Below are 17,615 nucleotides of genomic sequence, written 5' to 3' on the forward strand. Positions count from 1 at the left end.
GGTATGACCTCTTTATCCTGGCAAAATTTTGCCGCAGTGCAAGAAATTGCGTAATTACAACGTCAGGTGTGAGAGGTTGCGCTCAACCAGCGCGCTGCCCATGCCCGGCACCTGCTTGAGATCGTCGACCGTTTTGAAAGGACCATACTCTTCGCGGTAGCTGACGATGGCCTGCGCTTTTTTCAAGCCCACGCCATTCAACGCACGGGCGAGATCTTCCGCTGAGGCCGAATTGATGCTGACCCGCGTACCGTCATCATCCGCATTTTTGCCGGCTCCTGTCGCTTTGGTTTGCCCTTGCACCGGCGCTGCCGCGTCGGACTTGCTCTGGGTAGTTTGTGTTTTGGCGGCGGGGGCCGACGCCATCGCACCCGCGCTCATCCCGGTGGTGGCAATAGCCAGCGTAATTAACAGTGCTTTGATTCCACATTTCATGCTGTTATCTCCTTGTTTGTTGACAGCCACGTCACGATAGCCGCCAGATAAAACCGGCACAAACAGCAGATTGCAGAAATGGAAAAGGCCGCGAAAGCGGCCTTTAGTTATTGCAGAGCGTTACGAAAATCTGCGAGCAGACACGTAATTACTGCTGCTGAGTCATCACATCACCCAGCTTGATTTTGGCATCTTTGCGCAGGTTGCTCATCATCGCTTCGAAGGCAATCTGAGCATTGTTCTGGGTAATCCCCTGAACCATCGCTTTCTTCTGCGCTTCTGGCAGGGTCCCGGCTTTCACTTCATCCAGCGCCAGCAGAACAACGTTACCCTGCGTATCGGTGGTGGTACCGAAGCTTGGCTTGTCCTTCGCAGGCAGAGTCAGACCAAACGCGGCCTGGCTGATCGGATCCTGACCGGTACGGCTCAGCGTTTTCGCTTCACCGAAGCTCAGGCCAGCCGCTTTCAACGCGTCCTCTTTACCCGCTTTCAGGTCAGACAGAATCTTCTCAGCATCCAGTTTCGCCTGCTGTTCCGCTTTGTTGTGCTTAACCTGAGCAACAACCTGATCCTTCACTTCCGACAGCGGTTTGACCGCTTCTGGCTTGTGCTCGCTGACGCGCAACACAAACGCACGATCGCCGTCGACGGTAATGATGTCAGAGTTACTGCCCGGCGTGCCGTTTTCGCCCACCAGACCACCGTTGAAGATGGCATCAGAAACCGGTTTGAAGTTCAGTTCTTCCGGCAGGTTGTCACGGCCAAACCAGCCCGTCTCAACCGCTTTCACGCCCGCCGCCTGCTCTGCACCAGCCAGAGATTCATTGTCGTTGCTGGCAGCATCGCTCACCTTCTGCTGCAGCGCGTAGTAGGCATCCAGCGCTTTTTCCTGTTTCACTTTCGCCGCGATATCTTCGCGAACTTCAGCCAGTGGCTTGGTTTTCGCCGCGGTGATGTCGTCCAGACGGACAACCAGGAAACCAACGGAAGACTTAATAACGCCTGAAAGCTGGCCTTTCTCTTTCAGACCGGCATTTTTCAGCTCGTCAGGCGTGGTCGCGTCTTCCAGCCAGCCCATATCACCGCCGTTTTTCGCGGAGATAATGTCGGTGGATTTCGCTTTCGCAACGGTCGCGAAATCAGCGCCTTTGTTCAGCTCTTCCAGTACCGCTTTGGCATCAGCCTCGGTCTTCGTCTGAATCACGCTGTAGCGGTTACGCTGCGGCTGAGTGAACTGATCCTGATGCTGGTCGTAGTAAGACTGGATTTCCGCATCAGACGCGGTTTCCTGCAGCGCGGCTGCATCCAGCTTGATATAGCTCACACGGAACTGCTCTGGAGAAACAAAGGAATTCTTGTTCTGCTCGTACCAGGCGTTAACGTCTGCATCGCTGACCTGCTGTTTCGCCGCCAGGGCGTTCACATCAATAGTCGCTTCGCGAACAACACGCTGCTGCGCCACCAGCGCGGCCAGTTCGTCCGTTTCACCTTTGAGCATGAAATCGGTGCCTACGACGGCATTGATGAGCTGCTGGGTGGTCAGTTGGTTACGCAGTGCCTGAGCGTACTGATCGGCCGTCATCCCCATCTGGTTGACGATACTGTTGTAACGCGCGTTGTCGAATTTACCGTTAGACTGGAAGGCCTGGGTGGAGAAGATGGCTTTTTTCACCTGCTCATCACTGATGCCAAGGCCCAGTTTTTTGGCGTACTGATCAAGCAGCGCTTCGTCGATAAGACGGTTCAGTGTCTGTTGGCGCAGGGTCTTCATGTACCCTTCGTTCGCCGCCAGTTCAGAGAATTGGTCGCCCAGCTGTTGCTGCATACGGTTACGTTCACCGGCAAAAGCATTCTCGAACTGACCACGGCTGATTTCCTGGCCATTCACTTTTGCGGCATAGTTTGCGCCACCGCCAATAAGGTAACTGCTCACGCCGGTCAATATGAACGACACGATAATGATACCGAAAATAATCTTGAGCACGAGACTGTTAGCAGCCGTGCGTAAGCTGTCCATCATGGTGTAACAACACTCCGCTGTAGGTGACTGGTTACCTGACGCTGACGGAAAATCCTGCCCGTCGCGCGTGAAGACGTATTGTGACAAGAAAACGGGGCGATTGTCAGCCCACAACTCGCATAAACTCGCACAAATCAGGTCTGGACAAACAAAAAAGGCACATCAAATGATGCGCCCTTGTACTTTCCGGCTTCCCTGAAACGGGAGAGCAATCAGTTTACTGCGTCTTTCAGCGCTTTACCTGCACGGAAACCCGGCACTTTAGCAGCAGCAATGGTGATCTCTTTACCGGTCTGAGGGTTGCGGCCAGTACGGGCAGCACGCTCTTTAACAGCAAAAGTACCGAAGCCTACCAGTGCAACGTCGTCTCCAGCCTGCAGAGATTCAGTAACAGAAGCAATTAATGCATCTAACGCACGTCCAGCTGCAGCTTTAGAAATATCAGCACCAGCAGCAATTTTGTCAATCAGTTGAGATTTATTCACTGTTCTCTTCCTCTCTTTATAATTTATATCGCGCCTGAATCCTTCACAACGCGACCGCGCAGCAGTTATATCAGGCCTGCCATGACCTTACAACACCCGTTGTTGATGGCTGACCTAATCAGCAATCTAAATTAGCTATACAAAAAAAGGCTGGCAAGTGCGAAATGACTTACCAGCCTTGTTTTTATTGACGCTCTTTGCGCGAGGTCACTATTTTGCGGTTACAACCTGCATTCCGGAGGGTTCATTCTGCAATGCGAGACTGAGAACTTCCTCAATTCGCTTCACAGGATGGATCTGCAGATCGGCAATCACGTTGTCCGGAATCTCTTCCAGATCGCGTTTGTTTTCGTAAGGGATCAATACGGTTTTGATCCCACCGCGATGTGCCGCCAGCAGTTTTTCTTTTAAACCACCAATCGGCAGAACCTGACCACGCAGCGTGATTTCACCGGTCATTGCCACATCGGCACGCACCGGGTTCCCTGTCAGGCAGGAAACCAGAGCGGTACACATGGCAATACCCGCGCTTGGGCCATCTTTCGGCGTCGCCCCTTCCGGAACGTGCACGTGGATGTCGCGTTTTTCGTAGAAATCAGGGTTGATACCCAGTTTCTCCGCGCGCGCGCGCACCACGGTCAGCGCCGCCTGGATGGACTCCTGCATCACTTCACCCAGCGAGCCGGTGTAGGTCAGTTTGCCTTTGCCCGGCACACAGGCGGTTTCGATGGTCAGCAGATCGCCGCCCACTTCCGTCCATGCCAGGCCGGTGACCTGACCAACGCGGTTTTCGTTGTCCGCGCGACCGTAGTCGAAGCGCTGAACGCCCAGGTACGCATGCAGATTGTCGCCGTTAATCACAATGTGTTTCAGGCTCTTATCCAGCAGCAGCTGTTTCACCGCCTTACGACACAGTTTGGAGATTTCACGCTCAAGGCTACGCACGCCCGCTTCACGGGTGTAGTAGCGAATGATGCCGATAATCGCGCTGTCCTCGACGGTCAGCTCGTTGGCTTTCAGCGCGTTACGCTCAATCTGTTTCGGCAGCAGGTGCTGCTTAGCGATGTTCAGCTTCTCATCTTCGGTATAACCGGAGAGACGGATCACTTCCATACGGTCCAGCAGCGGGGCCGGAATGTTCATGGAGTTGGAGGTCGCCACGAACATCACGTCGCTTAGGTCGTAGTCCACTTCCAGGTAGTGATCGCTGAACGCCACGTTCTGTTCTGGATCAAGCACTTCCAGCAGTGCAGACGCAGGGTCGCCACGCATGTCCGACGACATCTTGTCGATCTCATCGAGCAGGAACAGCGGGTTTTTAACCCCTACTTTCGCCATCTTCTGGATCAGTTTACCCGGCATAGAGCCGATGTAGGTACGGCGGTGACCGCGGATTTCCGCTTCATCGCGTACGCCACCCAGCGCCATACGGATATACTTACGTCCGGTCGCTTTGGCGATGGACTGACCCAAAGAGGTTTTACCCACCCCCGGCGGTCCTACCAGACACAGAATTGGGCCTTTAATTTTGTTAACACGGCTTTGTACCGCGAGGTACTCAAGAATGCGATCTTTCACGCGCTCCAGGCCGTAGTGGTCGGTATCCAGGATTTCCTGCGCCTGACGCAGGTCTTTTTTGACCTTGCTGCGGGCGTTCCACGGAACCTGCACCATCCACTCAATGTAGCCGCGAACAACGGTCGCTTCAGCCGACATTGGAGACATCATTTTCAGCTTCTGCAGTTCTGCTTCGGCTTTCTCTTTTGCCTCTTTCGGCATTTTCGCCGCGTCGATCTTACGCTTCAGCGCTTCGTTTTCGTCCGGCGCGTCGTCCATCTCGCCCAGTTCTTTCTGAATGGCCTTCATTTGCTCATTCAGATAGTACTCACGCTGAGATTTCTCCATCTGCTTTTTCACGCGGTTGCGAATACGCTTCTCAACCTGCAGCAGATCGATTTCAGACTCCATCATCGCCATCAGGTATTCCAGACGTTCGTTAACGTCGGACATTTCCAGCACGGACTGTTTGTCAGCCAGCTTCAGCGGCATATGGGCAGCGATGGTGTCCGCCAGACGCGCAGGATCGTCGATGCTGTTCAGCGACGTCAGCACTTCTGGTGGGATTTTCTTGTTCAGCTTGATATAGCCTTCAAACTGGCTAATCGCGGTGCGTACCAGCACTTCCTGCTCGCGCTCGTCAAGCTCAGGCGAATCAAGGTACTCTGCCTTCGCAGAGAAGTGCTCGCCGTCATCTGACAGAGTGGTAATACGCGCACGCTGCAGGCCTTCTACCAGCACCTTCACGGTGCCGTCAGGCAGCTTCAGCATCTGCAAAATAGAGGCCACGGTCCCGACGGTGAAAAGATCGTTTACACCCGGCTCATCCGTTGATGCTTCTTTCTGCGCCACCAGCATGATTTTTTTATCATGATCCATGGCGGCTTCGAGGCAACGGATAGATTTTTCCCGCCCTACAAATAAGGGTATGACCATGTGCGGATAAACCACCACATCGCGCAACGGCAATACGGGGATTTCAATGCGTTCAGAACGCTCAGGATTCATAGAGCTCTCTCTTAGTTAGTGTCCGCCAGGTAAACTGGTCATGTCGCTGTGCTTCACATAACCATTAACATGTATCCAGTATATGGGGATGTTTGCCACACATTCAACGCTATGAATACGGAAAAAGTAAAGGGGAGATAAAATCCCCCCTTTTTGATTAACTGCTTGTATGATTTGGTGAATTATTCGCCAGATGCCTGCTGCGCTTCCGGTTTGCCGTAAATCAGCAGCGGCTTGGTTTGGCCGCTGATGACGGACTCGTCAATCACCACTTTCTCAACGTCTTCCATCGACGGCAGATCGTACATGGTGTCGAGCAGTGCCGCTTCAACAATTGAACGCAGACCACGGGCACCGGTTTTACGGATCATCGCTTTCTTGGCAATAGCATCCAGCGCTTCGTCGCGGAATTCCAGATCAACGCCTTCCAGATTGAACAGCGCCTGATACTGTTTAGTCAGCGCATTTTTCGGCTCTTTCAGAATCTGGATCAGCGCGTCTTCGCTCAGTTCATTCAGCGTTGCCACAACCGGCAGACGGCCAATGAATTCAGGGATCAGACCGAATTTGATCAGATCTTCCGGTTCAACCTGAGACAGAAGCTCGCCTTCGTTCGGTTTTTCGGACGTTGCTTTCACTGTTGCGCCGAAACCAATGCCGGAGCCGGTTTCAACACGGTGGGAGATGACTTTATCCAGACCGGCAAACGCACCACCACAGATGAACAGGATCTTGGAGGTATCAACCTGCAGGAACTCCTGCTGCGGATGTTTACGACCACCCTGTGGCGGAACGGCGGCAACCGTACCTTCGATCAGCTTCAGCAGTGCCTGCTGTACGCCTTCACCCGATACGTCACGGGTGATGGACGGGTTGTCTGATTTACGGGAGATCTTGTCGATCTCATCGATGTAAACAATCCCGCGCTGGGCTTTCTGTACGTCGTAATCGCACTTCTGCAGCAGTTTCTGGATGATGTTTTCGACGTCCTCACCCACATAACCGGCCTCGGTCAGGGTGGTGGCATCCGCCATAGTGAACGGAACATCAAGCAGGCGCGCCAGGGTTTCCGCCAGCAGCGTTTTACCGGAACCGGTTGGGCCGATAAGCAGAATGTTACTTTTACCCAGTTCCACGCCATTGCTGGTGTCGCCGTTACGCAGACGTTTGTAGTGGTTATAGACCGCTACCGCCAGCACTTTCTTGGCCTGCTCCTGTCCGATGACGTAGTCGTCAAGGTGATGACGAATTTCATGCGGCGTTGGCAGCGCGCTGCGCTCACGGTGCGGTGCGACTTCTTTAATCTCTTCGCGGATGATGTCGTTACATAAATCGACACATTCGTCGCAGATATACACGGACGGCCCGGCAATCAGTTTACGCACTTCATGCTGGCTTTTGCCGCAAAAAGAGCAGTACAGCAGTTTGCCCGAACCATCTTTGCGTTTATCTGTCATGAGTCCAAACCTCTTTTTAAGTTCTTTGTGCCGCACATGACGACGCAAATGCCATTCTAAGACGCAAGCTGCAATCAGCAGCGTGCCGCCCTACCTTAGTATAGCGGCACACTCGCGTCACGGGCATCAATTACGATGGGTCAACACGGAGTCGACTAAGCCGTACTCAACTGCCTCTGGAGCAGAGAGGAAGCGATCGCGCTCGGTATCGCGCTCGATCTGCTCGAGTGGTTGACCCGTATGCTGCGCCATAAGTTCATTCATGCGCGCTTTTACTTTCAGAATTTCGCGGGCGTGGATTTCGATATCCGTCGCCTGCCCCTGGTAACCGCCCAGCGGCTGGTGAATCATCACGCGGGAATTTGGCAAGCAGAAACGCTTACCTTTCGCCCCTGCTGTTAACAGGAATGCGCCCATCGATGCAGCCTGACCCATACAGATAGTGCTTACATCAGGCTTGATGAATTGCATGGTGTCATAAATGGACATACCTGCTGTAATCACGCCACCCGGGGAGTTAATGTACAGGTAAATGTCTTTTTCCGGGTTTTCCGCTTCCAGAAACAGCATCTGCGCCACGATCAGGTTAGCCATGTGGTCTTCCACCTGGCCGGTCAGAAAGATAACGCGTTCCTTGAGCAGACGGGAATAGATATCAAAAGAACGCTCACCACGTGAGGTCTGTTCAATAACCATTGGCACCAGAGCCATATGGGGTGCAAAGTTATCTCGTTCGCCACTGTATGACATTTCCGTCTCCTGGATCAAAATTGAAAACACCTGCTGTACTGATTGTAACCTTACGGACGGATTATCAGCCAGTCTCATTCATCATGATTACGTACTTATGGGGTTCACAGTGCCCTATTTCAAGCATAACAACCTTTTGTTGTTACGCTAACACCGAAAGGGCGTTTTAGCACTCTTCCTGGGCTATCGCTGCGATAAAAAAAACCCGCTGCCGCAAGGCAACGGGTTTTCTGTTCAAACTTTAAACCTTTGGGGCGAAATTACGCCTGCTGGTTCATCAGTTCGTTGAAAGAGGTCGCTTTTTCGGTCACTTTCGCTTTCGCCAGTACCGCTTCAACAGCCTGCTCTTCCAGGGCAACGTTGCGCATGTTGTCCATCAGCTCTTTGTTCTTACCGTAGAACTCGATCACTTCTGATGGATCTTCGTATGCAGAAGCCATCTCTTCGATCAGGCCTTTCACACGCTCTTCGTCAGCTTTCAGCTCGTGGGTACGAATCACTTCGCCCAGCAGCAGGCCAACAACAACGCGGCGTTTCGCTTGCTCTTCGAACAGCTCGCGCGGCAGTTCCATCGCTTGCTGCTGGTTGCCACCGAAACGCTGTGCAGCCTGACGGCGCAGAACGTCGATTTCGCTGTCGATCAGGGCAGCTGGAACGTCGATTTCGTTGGCTTTCACCAGACCTTCGATCGCCTGAGATTTCACACGGTTACGCACCGCACCGTTCAGTTCGCGTTCCATGTTCTTGCGCACTTCTGTACGCAGACCCGCTACGGAACCATCTTCTACGCCGAAACGCTTGATGAATTCTTCAGTCAGTTCTGGCAGTTCGCGCTCTTCAACTTTCTTCAGGTTGATAGCGAACTTCGCTGCTTTCCCTTTCAGGTTTTCAGCGTGGTATTCTTCAGGGAAGGTCACGTCGATGGTGAACTCTTCGCCAGCCTTGTGGCCTTTGATACCGTCTTCGAAGCCTGGGATCATACGACCCTGGCCCATTGCCAGTACGAAGTCAGACGCTTTACCGCCTTCGAACTCTTCGCCGTCTACAGAACCGGTGAAGTCGATGGTGACACGGTCTTCAGCGTCAACAGCGCCTTCTTTCTCTTTCCAGTTCGCCTGCTGCTTGCGCAGGGTATCCAGCATGCCGTCAACGTCTTCGTCAGTCACGGAAACAACGGGTTTTTCAACTTCGATAGATTCCAGACCTTTCAGCTCAACTTCCGGGTACACTTCGAACTCTACGGAGTAGGTGAAGTCTTCGCCCAGTTTGTATTCGCCTGGGACGTAGTTTGGCGCGCCGGCCGGATTGATTTTTTCTTTGATGATCGCATCAATAAAGTTACGGCTCATCAGTTCACCCAGCACATCCTGACGCACGGAAGCGCCATAACGCTGAGCAACAACATTCATTGGTACTTTGCCCTTGCGGAAGCCGTCAATACGTACTTTTTTTGCTACGTTGACCAGCTCGCTTTTCACAGCAGTTTCGATGCTGTCAGCAGCGATAGTAATCGTTACACGGCGGCCAAGGCCTTGAGTGGTTTCAACTGAAACTTGCATCTTGTTACCTCAAAAAAATCACAGTGCTCGGTCAACTCTGAATCTGTCTGTTATACCGGGATGCTCTCTTAGTGCAGATTCACATTCCCTGTCGCCAGAATCATCCCGAAGACATTCAATAAGACGCGGCATTATAGCGGCATCACTTAGGTGAGTCGAGAACGGTTGGGGCATGTTGCTGCGGCTTTTTTCACACTTTAAGGCTATTTTTAGCCTTAAAATCGCACCATCCGCTCAAAACTCAGACAAAACAAAACGGCCCGGAGGCCGTTTTGAGGAAATCTGTAAGCAACATACTGGAAAAGCTCCAGCCGTTGCAAATCCGATTTATCAGGCGATAGTGCCTGCACCGCGACAGGGCGGCGATGCGAAAACCGTATCCTGCAAGCCTTCCCATTCCTTAATGGTGTAGGTATGCAGTGCCAGCGCATGCACGGTCGTGGAGAGTTCTTCCGTCAAGGTGCTGTAGATCAAGCGGTGTCGATTCAGGAAACGTTCTCCCGTGAAGCGATCGCTAACCAGAACCACTTTAAAGTGGCTTTCAGAACCTGCCGGTACGTTATGACGATAGCTTTCGTCGACGACTTCGAGGAACACAGGGTTGAACGCTGCCCTTAATTTATCTTCTATATGCTCACGTATCATCATGAAATTACTCCTCCGACAACGCCAGGATGTCACCCATCCCTTTAAATGTTAGCCGCTTTTACCGTTTCCATTACACCTTGACAACAAATATTTAGCTTTCGTCTGATTTTCTCATTCAAACGAATGAAGTTCACTGTGAGACTCATGCGTTTTGTCATACACGGATTGGGAAAAACGGTGAATTGGTCAGTTTTCGGACAAGGCGATGAATTTACATGCGTTGACCACTTCCCCTCGCCGTTGGCGATGTTATGATGGCGACAATTTTTCTCTTTATATGCTTACGATTCGTTGAGAACCCGAAAATGTTAAAAAAACTCTTCTTTCCGTTGGTAGCCCTATTTATGCTGGCAGGCTGCGCTACCCCGCCAACCACCATTGATGTCTCACCAAAAATCACCCTGCCTCAGCAGGACCCAAGCCTGATGGGCGTTACTGTGAGCATTAACAGTGCCGATCAGCGTCAGGACCAGGCGCTGGCAAAAGTGACCCGCGATAACCAGCAGGTTACCCTCACCGCGTCCCGCGACCTGCGCTTCCTGCTCCAGGAAGTGCTGGAGAAACAGATGACCGCTCGCGGCTACATGATTGGCCCAAGCGGCGCGGTCGATCTGCAGATCATCGTGAACAACCTGTACGCTGACGTGTCTCAGGGCAACGTGCGCTACAACATCGCGACTAAAGCGGATATCGCCATCATTGCCACCGCGAAGAATGGCAACAAGATGACCAAAAACTACCGCGCCAGCTACTCTGTTGAGGGTGCGTTCCAGGCATCGAATAAAAATATTGCTGATGCGGTTAACAGCGTGCTGACGGATACCATTTCCGACATGGCGCAGGACACCAGCATTCACGACTTCATCAAACAGAACGCGCGTTAATCCCGCTCTCTGACCCGGTGTATCACCGGGTCAGTTTTATAAAAACATGTCCAGCCATTACTTACGCATTTTCCAGCAACCGAAATCAGCGATTCTGCTGATCCTCGGCTTCGCCTCGGGTTTACCCCTCGCACTCACTTCCGGCACGCTTCAGGCGTGGATGACGGTTGAGAACATCGATCTTAAAACCATCGGTTTCTTCTCGCTTGTGGGCCAGGCCTATGTCTTTAAGTTCCTGTGGTCTCCGGTCATGGATCGCTATACGCCGCCTTTCCTCGGGCGTCGGCGCGGCTGGTTAGTGATGACGCAGATCCTGCTGCTACTGGCCATTGCGGCGATGGGTTTTCTTGAGCCCGCCACGCAGCTGCGCTGGATGGCCGCGCTTGCGGTGGTGATAGCCTTCTGCTCCGCCTCTCAGGATATCGTATTCGACGCCTGGAAGACGGATGTGTTACCTGCGGAAGAGCGTGGCGCCGGTGCGGCAATCAGCGTGCTGGGCTACCGCCTCGGGATGCTGGTTTCCGGCGGGCTGGCGCTGTGGCTCGCCGACCGTTACCTCGGCTGGCAGGGCATGTACTGGCTGATGGCCGCCCTGCTGATCCCCTGCATTATCGCGACGCTGTTCGCGCCCGAACCGAGTGATGTCATCCCGGTTCCCCGCTCGCTGGAGCAGGCGGTCGCCGAACCGCTACGCGACTTTTTTGGCCGCAACAACGCCTGGCTGATCCTGTTGCTCATCGTCCTTTATAAGCTGGGCGATGCCTTTGCCATGAGCCTGACCACCACCTTCCTGATCCGGGGTGTCGGTTTTGACGCCGGTGAAGTGGGCGTGGTGAATAAAACGCTGGGGCTGTTTGCGACCATCGTCGGCGCACTGTATGGCGGCGTGCTGATGCAGCGTCTGACGCTGTTTCGCGCGCTGCTGATTTTCGGCATCCTTCAGGGCGCCTCTAACGCAGGCTACTGGCTGCTGTCGATTACCGACAAACATACGATCAGCATGGCCGCGGCGGTGTTCTTCGAAAACCTCTGCGGCGGTATGGGCACCGCGGCGTTTGTCGCTCTGCTGATGACCCTGTGCAACAAATCATTTTCTGCTACCCAGTTCGCGCTGCTCTCGGCGCTCTCCGCCGTTGGCCGCGTGTACGTGGGCCCAATTGCCGGCTGGTTCGTGGAAGCCCACGGCTGGCCAACATTTTATCTCTTTTCAGTCGTGGCTGCCGTGCCGGGAATTTTATTGCTGCTGGTCTGCCGTCAGACGCTGGAATATACCCAGCGGACCGAACACTTTATGCCGCGAACCGAATATCACCGCGCCTACCGTTTTGCGTTACGTCTGTTAATGGTGGGCTGCGCTGCTCTGGCACTCTGGCTTGTGGTGCTTATTCTTAATGCCAGCACGTCACTCGCACTTCCCATAGAAGCCCTGCTGCTGGACGTCGGAGCCCTGCTGGCTATCGCCGGGATCCTGACAGGGGGTCTGCTCGATTTCATGGCGTTGCGTAAAACGCAGATGACCTGAAGAAAAATGCGAAAGGTTATTTCCCGTTGTAATCACCAAGCGAAATTATAACGGCGAAATAGCCACCACCCGCTAAAAAAATATTTGTTGTTTTGTGCGGGATAGGATTTGGAAATTATTGGCTCCCATTCCAAAACGCTATTTTTCATTAAACGATTCAGCATACGAGAGTTTGATTTTTCGTTTTTTAGATGTCTTTTTATTGATAATTAATTGTTAATTTTTTGTTTATTTTTAACAATGGTTATACCAATTGCCCCTTTTAGGGTATGCTTGGGGGTCCTTTCGTTATAAAGCCCGCGCCATGCGGCTTCGGTCATAAAAACCGACATAATTTGCAACACTTGTGACACGTGCGGCAGAACCCGGTAACACCTTCCTGACACAGGCCTAATGATGTTTACAGTAATGTAACCTTCCCGTAAAATGCCCGCACACTTTAAACGCCACCAGACTCCGTGGAATTGAGGTCGTTAAATGAGACTCGGGAAATACAATAAAAGTTTGGGATGGTTGTCATTATTCGCGGGCACTGTATTACTCAGTGGCTGCGATTCTGCACTACTAGACCCCAAAGGACAGATTGGACTGGAACAACGTTCACTGATATTGACGGCTTTTGGCCTGATGTTGATTGTGGTTATTCCTGCCATTTTGATGGCTGTTGGTTTCGCCTGGAAGTATCGTGCGAGCAATAAAGATGCGAAGTATAGCCCTAACTGGTCACACTCCAATAAAGTGGAAGCTGTGGTCTGGACGGTACCTATTCTGATCATCCTGTTCCTTGCCGTACTGACCTGGAAAACCACTCACGCACTTGAGCCAAGCAAACCGCTGGTTCACGATGAGAAACCTATTACCATTGAAGTGGTCTCCATGGACTGGAAATGGTTCTTCATCTATCCGGAGCAGGGTATTGCTACCGTGAATGAAATCGCCTTCCCGGCGAACACTCCGGTTCAGTTCAAAGTGACCTCCAACTCCGTAATGAACTCCTTCTTCATCCCACGTCTGGGTAGCCAGATCTACGCGATGGCCGGAATGCAGACCAACCTGCACCTGATCGCGAATGAAGCAGGCACCTATGATGGTATCTCCGCCAGCTATAGCGGCCCGGGCTTCTCAGGTATGAAGTTCAAAGCTATTGCGACGCCAGACCGTGCCGCTTTCGACCAGTGGGTTGAAAAAGCGAAGCAGTCTCCAAACACCATGTCTGACATGGCGGCGTTCGAAAAAGTGGCTGCACCAAGCGAATACAACAAGGTGGAGTACTTCTCTAATGTGAAACCAGATTTGTTCAAAGACGTTATTGGCAAATTTATGGATCACGGCAAGAGCATGGACATGACCCAGCCTGAAGGCGAGCACAGCGCGCACGAAGGTATGGAAGGCATGGACATGAGCCACGCGGAAACCGCTCACTAAGGGGCCGAGGAAGAAAATGTTCGGAAAATTGACACTGGATGCAGTGCCCTACCATGAACCGATTATCGTGGTTACGGTGGCTGCAATTATCATTGGTGGCGCGGCCTTACTGGCCCTGATCACTTACTTCGGTAAGTGGAGCTACCTGTGGAACGAGTGGCTGACTTCGGTTGACCACAAAAAACTCGGTATCATGTACTGCATCGTCGGTATCGTCATGTTAATTCGTGGCTTTGCGGATGCGATCATGATGCGTAGCCAGCAGGCGCTCGCTTCTGCGGGTGAAGCCGGCTTCCTGCCGCCGCACCACTACGATCAGATCTTTACCGCCCACGGCGTTATCATGATCTTCTTCGTGGCGATGCCGCTGGTTATCGGTCTGATGAACGTTGTCGTTCCGCTGCAAATCGGCGCGCGCGACGTGGCGTTCCCGTTCCTGAACAACCTGAGCTTCTGGTTCACGGTTGTCGGCGTTATCCTGGTTAACCTGTCACTGGGTGTGGGCGAATTCGCGCAGACCGGCTGGCTGGCTTACCCGCCGCTGTCAGGAATTGAGTACAGTCCGGGCGTTGGCGTCGACTACTGGATTTGGGCGCTTCAGCTCTCCGGTGTCGGTACTACCCTGACCGGTATCAACTTCTTCGTGACCATTATCAAGATGCGTGCCCCTGGCATGACCATGTTCAAGATGCCGGTATTTACCTGGGCATCTCTGTGCGCCAACATCCTGATTATTGCCTCCTTCCCAATTCTGACCGTCACCATCGCGCTGCTGACCCTGGACCGCTACCTGGGCACCCATTTCTTCACGAATGATATGGGTGGCAACATGATGATGTACATCAACCTGATTTGGGCCTGGGGTCACCCGGAAGTGTACATTCTGGTTCTGCCTGTGTTCGGTGTGTTCTCCGAAATCGCGGCAACCTTCTCGCGTAAACGTCTGTTTGGTTACACCTCTCTGGTGTGGGCAACCGTGTGTATTACCGTTCTGTCGTTCATCGTTTGGCTGCACCACTTCTTCACCATGGGTGCGGGCGCGAACGTAAACGCCTTCTTCGGTATTACCACCATGATTATCGCCATCCCTACCGGGGTGAAGATCTTCAACTGGCTGTTCACCATGTATCAGGGCCGTATCGTGTTCCACTCAGCAATGCTGTGGACCATCGGCTTCATCGTGACCTTCTCCGTAGGTGGGATGACCGGCGTACTGCTGGCGGTACCGGGTGCTGACTTCGTTCTGCACAACAGCCTGTTCCTGATTGCGCACTTCCATAACGTTATCATCGGTGGCGTGGTCTTCGGCTGCTTCGCTGGCGTAACCTACTGGTGGCCAAAAGCGTTCGGCTTCACGCTGAACGAAAAATGGGGTAAACGCGCATTCTGGTTCTGGATCATCGGCTTCTTCGTGGCATTTATGCCGCTGTACGTGCTGGGCTTCATGGGTATGACCCGTCGTCTGAGCCAGCAGATCGATCCGCAGTTCCACCCAATGCTGATGGTTGCAGCGGGCGGCGCCGTGCTGATTGCCTGTGGTATCGCGTCTCAGCTGATTCAGTTCTACGTGTCTATTCGCGACCGCGATCAGAACCGTGACCTGACCGGTGACCCATGGGGTGGCCGTACGCTGGAGTGGGCAACCTCTTCTCCACCTCCTTTCTATAACTTTGCCATCGTGCCGCAGGTTCATGAACGCGACGCATTCTGGGAAATGAAAGAGAAAGGTGAAGCGTACAAGCAACCAGCTCATTACGAAGAGATCCACATGCCGAAAAACAGCGGTGCGGGCATTGTCATTGCCGCCTTCGCAACGGTATTTGGTTTCGCAATGATCTGGCACATCTGGTGGATGGCGATTGTTGGCTTCGCCGGCATCGTAATCAGCTGGATTGTGAAGAGCTTTGACGAGGACGTGGACTACTACGTACCAGTCCGTGAAGTTGAGAAGCTGGAAAATCAGCATTTCGACGAGATTTCTAAAGCGGGGCTGAAAAATGGCAACTGATACTCTGGCGCACTCAACTGCCCACGCGCATGAGCATGCGCACCACGATACAGGACCGACCAAAGTCTTCGGTTTCTGGATCTACCTGATGAGCGACTGCATTCTGTTCTGCTGTCTGTTCGCGACCTATGCCGTTCTGGTGAACGGCACGGCGGGCGGCCCGGCTGGCAAGGACATCTTTGAACTGCCGTTCGTTCTGGTTGAAACCGCACTGCTGTTATTCAGCTCCATCACCTACGGCATGGCGGCTATCGCCATGTACAAAAACAACAAGAGCCAGGTTGTTTCCTGGCTGGCGTTGACCTGGCTGTTTGGTGCTGGATTTATCGGGATGGAAATCTATGAATTCCATCACCTGATTCTGGAAGGTTTCGGTCCGGATCGCAGTGGCTTCCTGTCCGCGTTCTTCGCGCTGGTCGGTACCCACGGTCTGCACGTCACCTCTGGTCTGATCTGGATGGCGGTACTGATGTTCCAGGTATCCCGTCGCGGCCTGACCAGCACTAACCGTACCCGTATCATGTGCCTGAGCCTGTTCTGGCACTTCCTGGACGTGGTGTGGATCTGTGTGTTCTCTGTTGTATATCTGATGGGGGCGATGTAATGAGTCATTCAAACGATCATGGCGCTTCCCACGGTAGCGTAAAAACCTACATGACAGGTTTCATCCTGTCGATCATCCTGACGGTAATCCCGTTCTGGATGGTGATGAGCGGTTCTGCGTCTAAACCGGTTATTCTGGGTGCAATCCTGGTGACCGCGGTGATTCAGATTCTGGTGCATCTGGTTTGCTTCCTGCACATGAACACCAAGTCCGATGAAGGCTGGAATATGACCGCCTTTATCTTTACCGTGATTATCATCGCTATCCTGGTAGTCGGTTCCATCTGGATTATGTGGAACCTCAACTACAACATGATGGTTCACTAAGAGCGGCGAGTATGTTTAAGCAATACCTGCAAGTAACGAAACCAGGCATCATCTTTGGCAACCTGATCTCCGTGATCGGAGGGTTCCTGCTGGCCTCTAAGGGCAGCATTGATTACACCCTCTTCATCTACACGCTGGTCGGTGTGTCACTGGTTGTTGCGTCCGGTTGTGTATTTAACAACTACATCGACATGGATATCGACAAGAAGATGGAAAGGACCAAAAATCGGGTGCTGGTGAAAGGCCTGATCGCCCCTTCCGTCTCGCTGGTGTACGCCACCTTGCTGGGTATTGCTGGCTTTATGCTGCTGTGGTTTGGTGCTAACCCGCTGGCCTGCTGGCTGGGGGTGATGGGGTTCGTGGTCTATGTGGGCGTCTACAGCCTGTATATGAAACGCCACTCCGTCTACGGCACGCTAATTGGTTCTCTCTCCGGCGCTGCGCCGCCGGTGATTGGCTACTGCGCGGTCACGAACGAGTTCGACAGCGGTGCGCTGATCCTGCTGGCTATCTTTAGCCTGTGGCAGATGCCGCACTCCTATGCCATCGCGATTTTCCGCTTTAAGGATTATCAGGCAGCGAACATTCCGGTTCTGCCGGTCGTGAAGGGCATTTCGGTTGCCAAGAACCACATCACGCTGTACATCATCGCCTTTGCCGTGGCAACGCTGATGCTCTCTCTGGGCGGTTACGCTGGATACAAATATCTGGCGGTAGCCGCTGCGGTGAGCGTCTGGTGGCTCGGTATGGCGCTGCGCGGTTACAAAGTGGAAGATGACAAAGTCTGGGCGCGCAAACTGTTTGTGTTCTCGATTGTGGCCATCACCTCGCTGTCCGTGATGATGTCCGTGGACTTCATGGTGCCAGATTCACACAACCTGCTGACTTACGTCTGGTAAGTGTGCTGAATTGAAAAAGCCAGGTTAA

The 17,615-nt window shown here is 52.9% G+C and carries 15 protein-coding genes; 7 read left to right on the plus strand and 8 right to left on the minus strand.

Annotated features, from left to right (window positions below):
* Positions 1-54: 54 nt before the first annotated feature.
* From N037_RS15460 to bolA, 8 genes are all read right to left on the minus strand, one after another.
* The gene (locus tag N037_RS15460; RefSeq protein ID WP_032641988.1) at positions 55-435 is read right to left on the minus strand and encodes a helix-hairpin-helix domain-containing protein; all 381 of its coding nucleotides are present in this window, start codon (positions 433-435) and stop codon (positions 55-57) included.
* Positions 436-583: 148 nt separating this feature from the next.
* On the minus strand, positions 584-2,455 hold the full coding sequence (gene ppiD, locus N037_RS15465) for a peptidylprolyl isomerase (protein WP_032641990.1): 1,872 nt from the start codon (positions 2,453-2,455) through the stop codon (positions 584-586).
* A gap of 212 nt (positions 2,456-2,667) precedes the next feature.
* Positions 2,668-2,940: a nucleoid-associated protein HU-beta gene (hupB, locus tag N037_RS15470; RefSeq protein WP_002444653.1), complete on the minus strand. Its 273-nt coding sequence runs from the start codon at positions 2,938-2,940 to the stop codon at positions 2,668-2,670.
* A gap of 210 nt (positions 2,941-3,150) precedes the next feature.
* Positions 3,151-5,505, minus strand: coding sequence for an endopeptidase La (gene lon, locus N037_RS15475; RefSeq protein WP_023334706.1), 2,355 nt, complete (start codon positions 5,503-5,505; stop codon positions 3,151-3,153).
* A gap of 182 nt (positions 5,506-5,687) precedes the next feature.
* Positions 5,688-6,962 (minus strand): ATP-dependent protease ATP-binding subunit ClpX, encoded by a 1,275-nt coding sequence (gene clpX, locus N037_RS15480; protein ID WP_023334705.1) that lies wholly within the window; start codon positions 6,960-6,962, stop codon positions 5,688-5,690.
* Positions 6,963-7,088: 126 nt separating this feature from the next.
* Positions 7,089-7,712: an ATP-dependent Clp endopeptidase proteolytic subunit ClpP gene (gene clpP / locus N037_RS15485; protein ID WP_010428105.1), complete on the minus strand. Its 624-nt coding sequence runs from the start codon at positions 7,710-7,712 to the stop codon at positions 7,089-7,091.
* 260 nt (positions 7,713-7,972) lie between these two features.
* On the minus strand, positions 7,973-9,271 hold the full coding sequence (gene tig / locus N037_RS15490; protein ID WP_023310569.1) for a trigger factor: 1,299 nt from the start codon (positions 9,269-9,271) through the stop codon (positions 7,973-7,975).
* A gap of 330 nt (positions 9,272-9,601) precedes the next feature.
* Positions 9,602-9,919: a transcriptional regulator BolA gene (gene bolA / locus N037_RS15495; RefSeq protein WP_021241655.1), complete on the minus strand. Its 318-nt coding sequence runs from the start codon at positions 9,917-9,919 to the stop codon at positions 9,602-9,604.
* A 305-nt stretch (positions 9,920-10,224) separates the two neighbouring features.
* Here bolA and N037_RS15500 point away from each other — a divergent pair, with 305 nt between their 5' ends.
* The 7 genes from N037_RS15500 (at position 10,225) to cyoE (ending at position 17,587) form a co-directional block, all read left to right on the plus strand.
* Positions 10,225-10,803 carry a lipoprotein gene (locus tag N037_RS15500; protein WP_032641993.1) on the plus strand — a complete coding sequence of 193 codons (579 nt, stop codon included), beginning with the start codon at positions 10,225-10,227 and terminating at the stop codon, positions 10,801-10,803.
* Between the two features lie 46 nt (positions 10,804-10,849).
* A complete protein-coding gene (ampG, locus tag N037_RS15505; protein WP_023334704.1) occupies positions 10,850-12,325 on the plus strand; it encodes a muropeptide MFS transporter AmpG in 1,476 nt (491 codons plus the stop codon).
* Positions 12,326-12,802: 477 nt separating this feature from the next.
* On the plus strand, positions 12,803-13,750 hold the full coding sequence (gene cyoA / locus N037_RS15510) for a cytochrome o ubiquinol oxidase subunit II (RefSeq protein WP_014882770.1): 948 nt from the start codon (positions 12,803-12,805) through the stop codon (positions 13,748-13,750).
* A 16-nt stretch (positions 13,751-13,766) separates the two neighbouring features.
* Positions 13,767-15,758, plus strand: coding sequence for a cytochrome o ubiquinol oxidase subunit I (gene cyoB, locus N037_RS15515; RefSeq protein ID WP_014168864.1), 1,992 nt, complete (start codon positions 13,767-13,769; stop codon positions 15,756-15,758).
* Positions 15,748-16,362 carry a cytochrome o ubiquinol oxidase subunit III gene (locus N037_RS15520; protein ID WP_023334703.1) on the plus strand — a complete coding sequence of 205 codons (615 nt, stop codon included), beginning with the start codon at positions 15,748-15,750 and terminating at the stop codon, positions 16,360-16,362. The genes cyoB and N037_RS15520 overlap by 11 nt, the downstream gene beginning before the upstream one ends.
* Positions 16,362-16,688, plus strand: coding sequence for a cytochrome o ubiquinol oxidase subunit IV (locus tag N037_RS15525; protein ID WP_006176899.1), 327 nt, complete (start codon positions 16,362-16,364; stop codon positions 16,686-16,688). Before N037_RS15520 ends, N037_RS15525 begins: the two co-directional genes overlap by 1 nt.
* Positions 16,689-16,699: 11 nt before the next feature.
* Positions 16,700-17,587: a heme o synthase gene (gene cyoE / locus N037_RS15530; protein ID WP_013095848.1), complete on the plus strand. Its 888-nt coding sequence runs from the start codon at positions 16,700-16,702 to the stop codon at positions 17,585-17,587.
* The last annotated feature ends 28 nt before the right edge of the window (positions 17,588-17,615 follow it).

It is taken from the genome of Enterobacter sp. EGD-HP1, assembly GCF_000733275.2.
GTDB lineage: Bacteria > Pseudomonadota > Gammaproteobacteria > Enterobacterales > Enterobacteriaceae > Enterobacter.

Excerpts from the sequence above, each read along its gene's own strand:
- cyoA (WP_014882770.1), top strand. The coding sequence starts at position 12,803 with ATGAGACTCGGGAAATACAATAAAAGTTTGGGATGGTTGTCATTATTC.
- N037_RS15525 (WP_006176899.1), top strand. The coding sequence starts at position 16,362 with ATGAGTCATTCAAACGATCATGGCGCTTCCCACGGTAGCGTAAAAACC.
- N037_RS15500 (WP_032641993.1), top strand. The coding sequence starts at position 10,225 with ATGTTAAAAAAACTCTTCTTTCCGTTGGTAGCCCTATTTATGCTGGCA.
- cyoB (WP_014168864.1), top strand. The coding sequence starts at position 13,767 with ATGTTCGGAAAATTGACACTGGATGCAGTGCCCTACCATGAACCGATT.
- N037_RS15520 (WP_023334703.1), top strand. The coding sequence starts at position 15,748 with ATGGCAACTGATACTCTGGCGCACTCAACTGCCCACGCGCATGAGCAT.
- tig (WP_023310569.1), bottom strand. The coding sequence starts at position 9,271 with ATGCAAGTTTCAGTTGAAACCACTCAAGGCCTTGGCCGCCGTGTAACG.
- bolA (WP_021241655.1), bottom strand. The coding sequence starts at position 9,919 with ATGATGATACGTGAGCATATAGAAGATAAATTAAGGGCAGCGTTCAAC.
- ampG (WP_023334704.1), top strand. The coding sequence starts at position 10,850 with ATGTCCAGCCATTACTTACGCATTTTCCAGCAACCGAAATCAGCGATT.
- clpX (WP_023334705.1), bottom strand. The coding sequence starts at position 6,962 with ATGACAGATAAACGCAAAGATGGTTCGGGCAAACTGCTGTACTGCTCT.
- clpP (WP_010428105.1), bottom strand. The coding sequence starts at position 7,712 with ATGTCATACAGTGGCGAACGAGATAACTTTGCACCCCATATGGCTCTG.
- N037_RS15460 (WP_032641988.1), bottom strand. The coding sequence starts at position 435 with ATGAAATGTGGAATCAAAGCACTGTTAATTACGCTGGCTATTGCCACC.
- cyoE (WP_013095848.1), top strand. The coding sequence starts at position 16,700 with ATGTTTAAGCAATACCTGCAAGTAACGAAACCAGGCATCATCTTTGGC.
- ppiD (WP_032641990.1), bottom strand. The coding sequence starts at position 2,455 with ATGATGGACAGCTTACGCACGGCTGCTAACAGTCTCGTGCTCAAGATT.
- lon (WP_023334706.1), bottom strand. The coding sequence starts at position 5,505 with ATGAATCCTGAGCGTTCTGAACGCATTGAAATCCCCGTATTGCCGTTG.